This window comes from Desulfitobacterium sp. (assembly GCF_035539115.1).
Classification (GTDB): domain Bacteria; phylum Bacillota; class Desulfitobacteriia; order Desulfitobacteriales; family Desulfitobacteriaceae; genus Desulfitobacterium_A.
This window is the reverse complement of record NZ_DATLJA010000036.1, coordinates 82,205-89,300: the sequence shown is the minus strand read 5'-3', so window position 1 is coordinate 89,300 and position 7,096 is coordinate 82,205. Positions and strand designations below refer to the sequence as shown.

The window sequence follows — 7,096 nt, the reverse complement described above, 5'->3', positions numbered from 1 at the left end:
GAACAGGTGCATACAAGAACCTTCAACTGCTTCACAGTTCATGCCACATAGACTATCACAAGGCATTCCCAGCAAAGGGAGAAATCCCAACGCCAGCACAAACTGCCCAGTATTACAAAGTTATCAAGGGCAAGAGAATGGCGGGAGTGCTTTAAAATCACTTTTGGATAAAGGTATGCCTGAGCCGTATGTTGGGAAATCAACACGTACGGTTCTTAGGCGAGAAAGAGGGAGCAATCCCTCCGACTTAGCCGGCAAAAGGTGGAGATAGTATCAAAGCTTTACCTATTGCTATTCAAATGCTTACGCCTAAAGAAGATGTAGTAGAGGTTTTAAATGAATTAAAATATAGTGGATATAAACTCTTTTATTTATCTAATTTCCATTTATTGGCATTCGAAGATGTTTTTAAGAGATATGATTTTTTCAGCAATTTTGAGGGGGGCATCGTTTCATATAAGGAGAAACTTATGAAGCCAGAGAAAGATATTTATGAAAAATTAATCAATTCGTATGAAATTAATCCAAATGAATCAATTTTTATAGATGATACAAAGGAAAATATTGAAGGCGCGTTAAAGTTGGGATTTCAAACGATACTTTTTACAACATCTCTTGAACTGAGGGAAAAGTTGATTAGATATAATGTTCTGCATAATGATTTTGAATGAGAATGCACTGCGGATAAATTATTAGACAATGTTGATTGATTCGAAAGGATAAAGAAATATTAAAATGAGGAGGAAAAGTATGGATAACGAGATTATTAATCATAATAGATCCGCTTGGGATAAACGTGTTCAAGATGGTTCAAAGTGGACAATTCGTGTTAGTAGTGAAGTGATTGAGTTAGCACGAAAAGGTCTTTTTAACATAAAACTTACGTCACAAAAACCTGTACCACGCGCTTGGTTTCCAAATGACATCAAAGGTCAAGATATACTATGCCTTGCAAGCGGTGGTGGACAGCAAGGACCCGTGTTATCTGCTACAGGTGCTAATGTCACGGTTCTTGATATTTCTGGCTTACAACTAAAGCAGGATGAATTTGTGGCTCGTAGAGATAATCTTGACTTAAAAACAGTTCAAGGAGATATGTGTGATTTATCACGATTTGGAGATGAAACCTTTGATATAGTATTTAATCCTGTTTCAAACACCTATATTCCAGAGTTAACCCCAGTCTGGAGCGAGTGCTATCGTGTTCTAAAAAAAGGCGGTATTTTAATGACCGGTTGTGTGAACCCATATATTTATATTTTTAACGGTGAAAAATGGGATGATGAAATTCTTGAGGTTTCAAACAAATTACCATATAATTCATTGGATGAAATTGATGAAGAAGGAAGAAAAGAATTTTTAGAAAAAGGTAATGCCATTGAGTACAGCCATACTTTAGATGAACTTATTGGAGGCCAAGTATCTGTAGGATTTCATATCAATGGTTTTTATGAGGATATTGATAGCGATTTAATTTGTAATTACGCTCCTAAATATTTTGCAACAAGAGCGGTAAAACCATTATTACAGGAAATATTGAGAAGTTATTAGTTGAATCGGGTAAAGAATTCGAAATTTTAGGTATTGATCTTTAACGGATATGATGAGGAGGATTAGATGCAATATCAAAGGTTTATCGATGAAAAAGTGCATAAGTATTATTGGAATGATAACTTGAATTGCACAACAACTTCATTACTAACTCTCTCTGAAATATTTCATGCCAATTTGTGCTCTCAAATTCTTGATGCGGTAACAGGAATGCCAGGAGCAGGTAGGTATGGGGCTCAGTGTGGCTTGGTAGGAAGTTCTTTGATGTTCATTGGAATTCAGGGCAAATCAAAAGGATTAGAGCATGAGGAAATAGTAACTATATGCCATGATTTTGCTAAGGGGTTCGAAGAAGAGTTTGGAAGTTTAGATTGTCGAGATCTCAGACCACAAGGATTTAATCCGGACAATCCACCACACTTATGTGAAGATATAACAAAAAAGGCAATTCTGTTTACTCTGAGTTATTTGAACGTCAATAATGAAGATCCAATTTGCAAGCATGATTTGGGGTCGCCATCCATCACCTAACTTAGTAGAGATTTATGCTTTACTATAGAATAGCTCTCCTTTTCGCTGGAAGAGGTCTGAAATTGTTACAGAGTGCAGCTATCGGAAAATCCGGCCGGTGGAACTCCTAAAGCCTGTAGCGTTCTAGCCCAATAATTGACCTGCGCGGCCGTAGTCGCCAGTATGACTATTTCTCGTTCGGAAAAGTGTTTTTTCAGTTCCTCGATAAGTGGTGAGGGAAAGAAAAGTGGGCTTTTAGATATACACTTTGCATATTCGATCGCAAGTTTTTCTCGGACAGAAAATGATTTTACGATATTTAACTCAGTGCGCCCTTGAAGGACGGATAACTCTTCCTCAGTTATCCCGACCACATCAATTTCAAAAGAGTTCATGTCAATACAAAAGGGGCATGAAGCTGCAAATGACGCTTGTAATCGAACCAGTTTTAGTAATCTTTTGTCCAAATCCTTTTTACCGTTTGCTACAAGGGATTCAAGGATTCCAGAACTTATCGCCGCTTTAGGATACCAGGCCAGAAGTTTCGGTGGGAGAAGATCTTTTCCTGTTACAAGCTTGGTAATCCAAATACCTATTTTTAAATAAAAAGGTATTTTTCTTGGTGGTTTAATGAAAGCCATTATACATTAACCTCATTTCTAATTGAATTTCGTCTTAATTATAATCCCAAAATTAAATCTGGTCAGTATGGATTAAAGATAAACTTGAGAAGGCCAGTATATCGAAAGTTACAGCCTGACGTAAGTGACTAACATCAGCCCGGTTATCCTGTTCGCTTCGTTTCGCAAACTTAAGAAATATTTTTTGGGTCAATGGATCTAAATCAACATCAGAATACTCTAACTGTTCAGATAAAATGACGAGATTTTCATTTCTATTCATTCTATTCACCTTACGCTTTCGTGAGCATTACATTATTATTCAACCTTTTGCTTCTAATCGCTCACTTAAAAAAGTGGATCCGAGGATAAGAATTCCTCCCATGATTTGCCTAAAACTCATACTCTCGCCTAGGACTAATGCGGCAATGATCACTGCCGAGATAGGGTCAATATAGCTGAGAACAGCGATCGTTTGTCCCTTTAATTCCTTGATTGAGGTAAAATAGAAGAAGTAAGCAATTCCGGTATGGAGAATACCAAGGATTAGGATAGAAATTAGAGAATTTGAGGTTATACCTGAAAAATCCATATGATCTTTAATCAGAACGTAAGGTAAAAGTACCAGGCTTGCTAGCATTAATTGAATGACAGTAGTCTCAAAACCGGGTAAATTTTTTATGAATTTATTCATCAAGATTACACTAGCATAGAGTACTGCGGCTGAAAGACCGTATAATATCCCGAGCACGTGATTATACGAGCCATCCGGGCTACTGCCGCCAATATTAACGATCAGAAATAAGCCAAGCATGGCACTAACAATACACCCTATTTTCACAGGTGTTAGTTTTTCTTTAAGGACAAAAGGAGCCAAGATTATTACGAATATTGGTGCAAAGTAATAGCTTAAGGTCGCATTGGATATTGTCGTATACTTGTAGGACTGGAACAGTAATATCCAGTTAAAACCAATTGCAGCACCCGATAAGAGGAGAAGGACAATATTTTCTTTGATTAATTTAAAAGAGGGCTTTTGTCTTACGATAAAACTGACACTAATCAAAAATAAGCTTCCGATGACTCCCCTCAGAAATGCGATTTCACTTGAGGATAGATCAATATTCTTGACAAAAACTCCAATGCTTCCAAAAATGAGCATAGCAGTTACAAGTCTAAATTTTCCGTTCATAGTTCCTCCACTATCTGTTAATTAACACTAATCCGATGATACAAAAAATGGCACCAAGTACCTTATTAAACCCAAAACCTTCTTTGAAAAATAGGATCCCAATTGGGATAAGTATCACTGCAAGTGCAATATTTGCGACTAATGAGCCAACACTGATCTTCCAACCCGCTCGGTAAGCCATCAAGTACCCAAATTCGAGACCAACAATGGAAACTCCAAGCACAATACTTGTCCAATTCAATTCTTTTAAAGAAGAAAGTATTCCTTTGTCTGTTCTAGTGAATAGGAATATAATGAAAGCGATAATTGCAGCAGTCAGATAAGAAATAATTAACGTTAAGAAAGGATTTACTTTTGACGGCGTTGATTTCTGGACAATGTTATATAAGACATTTGAGGCAATGATAAGTAAGATTGAAAATAGATACATAAACATATGAGCTACTCCTTCATTAAGGCTTAATACTTATATCATACATGCCCAGAGTTTGAATTCATAGAAAAAAAGTGAGAGGACAACGATGCGATTATTTATAGGAATTGATCTTTCCGCTGAACTTAAGCAAGCAATCTTAGTATTTCAATCAGAGCTAAGACAGCTTGGAGTCAAGGGGTCATGGAAAGCACCAGAAAACTTTCATATAACCTTAGAATTCATGGGTGAGTTAGAACCCAATATCCTTCCGACACTCACGGAGACTCTGACCATAGTGGCCCAAAATCAAAGACCTTTTATAGTGAACATCGGTGGGCTAGGTGCATTTCCTTCTTTTAAACGACCGCATACCTTGTGGACCGCTGTAGGTGGAGGATTAGACGAGCTGAGCAGACTTAGAGATAAATTACATCGTGAGCTCACAAACAAGGGATTTCTTTTAGAGGACAGGCAATTTAAGCCCCATCTAACTCTTGCTTCCCGTCCTGAGCTTGACGATCTTGACTTATCCTCTGTTCAACTGAAGAAGCTCGGCGAGTTCTTTGTTGCGGAAGTTACCTTATTCGAGAGCAAAGCTATCCGTGGCAAAAGAATCTACACGGATTTATTCAGAGCATGCTTAACGAAGTAATTGCTTGGTTTTATTTATCCCTCCGGCTAAACGAGATAAAAGAAACATGCCAATGATAATTATCGAAGTATACATCTCATAAAATCTTTGGGTTTTCCCGATCTTCATCACTTTTCGATACAACACAGGGGAGAGTTCTTCAAGAGCCTTTACTTTGTCGGGAAAATTGTTATAGGGCCTCGTAATCGCTTGATACTGGTCACATAACAGTTGATTCTTGCTTTGAATCAGCTTATCCGTTTCCACTGTGCGTGTCATGGGTTGCAGGGTATGCGGGATATCAAAGGTAAAACGGACGGACTTTCCAGCAATAAAGAGTTCAGAGTCTGAATACCCGGAATCCCTTAATCCAGATACAAACGCATCACGCATCATCACATCTTCGAGAGTTATCATGATTTCCATGACTAATTCCGAGGGCTCAGAAAACTCTCCGAGTTTGAAACCGGTGAGCCACCAATGTTTTCCTTCGCGTGTAAAGAGCGGATTGCCATTCTTTTTTAACGTATAGGACATTTGTAGAAGATCATCGTTGTTAATAGGCATATAAAAAGTCCCTGTAAAAGCCTTAGAAATATTGAGCTCTAGTGCCTCTCGATATATTCCTATCTCGCAACCTGTTACTAAATCATACTGCCCCTTCCAAAAGCTAATCATCCATTTTATTCCACGATATTCAAAGAAAATTGGCTCACAATCAATAATCATCCCCAAAGGTGCTGACACTTCATCAAACAGACGGCAATAGCCAACCTTTCTTTGCCACGGATCCATCGTTGAATAAAAGATATCTTGTGCTGGATCATAGGAATAACCTGCAAGTTCAATGGCTTTATCCAGTTCTTCATTACCGGTCCCTTGAGGTAACAGGCCTAATTCTTCAACGCTTTTGGACATATAAAGCACTCCTTTATACTAGTCCTCTCTAGTACATAGTATTGGGTTGATGCATAGTATGGTGCATTAAAATATTTGATTTTTGGAAATATTTTGGAGGCATAAATCCCCAAATAAGTCGTGATTGAGGGGGAAGGGAATACATGAAAAGAGATGCCCATTATTATGCTATTTTGGCCTTTTGTCGAACCTGTGGGTTTAGCAAAAAGAGCGCTCAGATCATAGCGTATGCTTCACAACTTGTGGATGATGCGAAGATCAATCTGATTTTTTTTAATCCTTCAAATTCGATTATCGAGTATGATCTTGTGAATAATCGGCCTGCTTTTTTCAATATGGCCACCTGTCATTCCTACTTTCGGGTTAAAACGTTCAATTACGAGGCGATGGTCAACAACACGGTCGCCTTTCATTTTGTTCCAGGCTGTAAGGGTGAAAACTTTACGAAAAAACTCCGCTGCAGGGCGGAATCCCCAATAATTATGGCAATATTAAAAGATGTATTACTTGAGGACAACCTTATTAAGCTCGGTATCGTTTTGCATGTATACGCCGATACATTTTCTCACCAAGGGTTCAGTGGAATGTTAAGCAAAGTCAATGACATTAAGAACTGTGAAGCGAGCAATAAAAAACCTTTAGGGCTATTAGACAGAACCCTAAAGATTTTTAAGCAATTAGGTCAGGAAAAATACGAGAATTATTTTGACCACATTATGCCAGCCTACGGACATGGTCAAGCCCTTGATTATCCTGATCTTCCTTATTTGGTGTGGTCGTATGAATATGATTTTAGTGATGAATTTAATGGTTCCTATAAAAAGGTAGTAATTGATAATAAAGACAGATATCAAGGCGCTTTCATGGGAATTCGAAACTATTTGGAGACTTATTTAACAAATCATCAGCAGTACGTGGATCAGAAACTAAAGTTCAAAAACTTTGATACCCTTAGAAATGCTCTCGTACTAGAAGCTCACGATAAAAACAGGGAAAAAAATTGGCAAAGAGTTTTAGTTGAACAAGGACTAGTGAGTAAAGATGACCAGGATTTGCTGATATACGAAGATGATCAATGGTTGAAAGAAGCCTTTTATAATTACGATCGAAAAGTGTTTGACAATCGCGAGGTCGATGGAGTGCAATTGGCGGATAACTTTGTAACTTCGAATTGGTATGGCTTTTATTTAGCGGTTAAATGGTATAAGAAAAAGTTTTTCCACTACTGTGAAAAGTATCAATTGAATATTCCAAACTAA

At 37.7% G+C, this 7,096-nt stretch carries 11 protein-coding genes; 6 read left to right on the top strand and 5 right to left on the bottom strand.

Translation table 11 applies throughout. The features are described 5' to 3' along the window. The 4 genes from VM640_RS06885 to VM640_RS06870 form a co-directional block, all read left to right on the top strand. Nucleotides 1-271: hypothetical protein (locus VM640_RS06885; protein ID WP_325390686.1), on the top strand; the 271-nt coding region annotated here is incomplete at its 5' end. Between the two features lie 28 nt (nucleotides 272-299). After that, the gene (locus VM640_RS06880; protein WP_325390685.1) at nucleotides 300-671 is read left to right on the top strand and encodes an HAD-IA family hydrolase; all 372 of its coding nucleotides are present in this window, start codon (nucleotides 300-302) and stop codon (nucleotides 669-671) included. A 79-nt stretch (nucleotides 672-750) separates the two neighbouring features. Further along, a complete protein-coding gene (locus VM640_RS06875) occupies nucleotides 751-1,551 on the top strand; it encodes a class I SAM-dependent methyltransferase (RefSeq protein ID WP_325390684.1) in 801 nt (266 codons plus the stop codon). Between the two features lie 66 nt (nucleotides 1,552-1,617). Next, complete coding sequence (locus tag VM640_RS06870) at nucleotides 1,618-2,082, top strand: C-GCAxxG-C-C family protein (protein ID WP_325390683.1); 465 nt, start codon at nucleotides 1,618-1,620, stop codon at nucleotides 2,080-2,082. 65 nt (nucleotides 2,083-2,147) lie between these two features. On the opposite strand, the gene VM640_RS06865 is transcribed toward VM640_RS06870, so the two are convergent. Genes VM640_RS06865 through VM640_RS06850 form a run of 4 tightly spaced genes read right to left on the bottom strand, consistent with a single transcriptional unit; the run spans nucleotide 2,148 to nucleotide 4,309 of the window. Beyond that, entirely contained in the window at nucleotides 2,148-2,702 is a 555-nt protein-coding gene (locus VM640_RS06865; protein WP_325390682.1) for a carboxymuconolactone decarboxylase family protein, read from the bottom strand. A gap of 52 nt (nucleotides 2,703-2,754) precedes the next feature. Next, a complete protein-coding gene (locus tag VM640_RS06860; RefSeq protein ID WP_325390681.1) occupies nucleotides 2,755-2,964 on the bottom strand; it encodes a hypothetical protein in 210 nt (69 codons plus the stop codon). A 39-nt stretch (nucleotides 2,965-3,003) separates the two neighbouring features. Continuing rightward, complete coding sequence (locus VM640_RS06855; protein WP_325390680.1) at nucleotides 3,004-3,873, bottom strand: DMT family transporter; 870 nt, start codon at nucleotides 3,871-3,873, stop codon at nucleotides 3,004-3,006. Between the two features lie 10 nt (nucleotides 3,874-3,883). Further along, nucleotides 3,884-4,309 carry an EamA family transporter gene (locus VM640_RS06850; protein WP_325390679.1) on the bottom strand — a complete coding sequence of 142 codons (426 nt, stop codon included), beginning with the start codon at nucleotides 4,307-4,309 and terminating at the stop codon, nucleotides 3,884-3,886. Nucleotides 4,310-4,394: 85 nt separating this feature from the next. On the opposite strand from VM640_RS06850, the gene thpR reads away from it, so the two are divergent. After that, nucleotides 4,395-4,940 carry an RNA 2',3'-cyclic phosphodiesterase gene (gene thpR, locus VM640_RS06845; RefSeq protein ID WP_325390678.1) on the top strand — a complete coding sequence of 182 codons (546 nt, stop codon included), beginning with the start codon at nucleotides 4,395-4,397 and terminating at the stop codon, nucleotides 4,938-4,940. On the opposite strand, the gene VM640_RS06840 is transcribed toward thpR, so the two are convergent. Then, nucleotides 4,929-5,837, bottom strand: a complete 909-nt coding sequence (locus VM640_RS06840) for a DUF4474 domain-containing protein (RefSeq protein WP_325390677.1) — start codon at nucleotides 5,835-5,837, stop codon at nucleotides 4,929-4,931. The genes thpR and VM640_RS06840 overlap by 12 nt on opposite strands. Before the next feature lie 143 nt (nucleotides 5,838-5,980). Here VM640_RS06840 and VM640_RS06835 point away from each other — a divergent pair, with 143 nt between their 5' ends. Beyond that, the gene (locus tag VM640_RS06835) at nucleotides 5,981-7,096 is read left to right on the top strand and encodes a DUF6765 family protein (RefSeq protein ID WP_325390676.1); all 1,116 of its coding nucleotides are present in this window, start codon (nucleotides 5,981-5,983) and stop codon (nucleotides 7,094-7,096) included.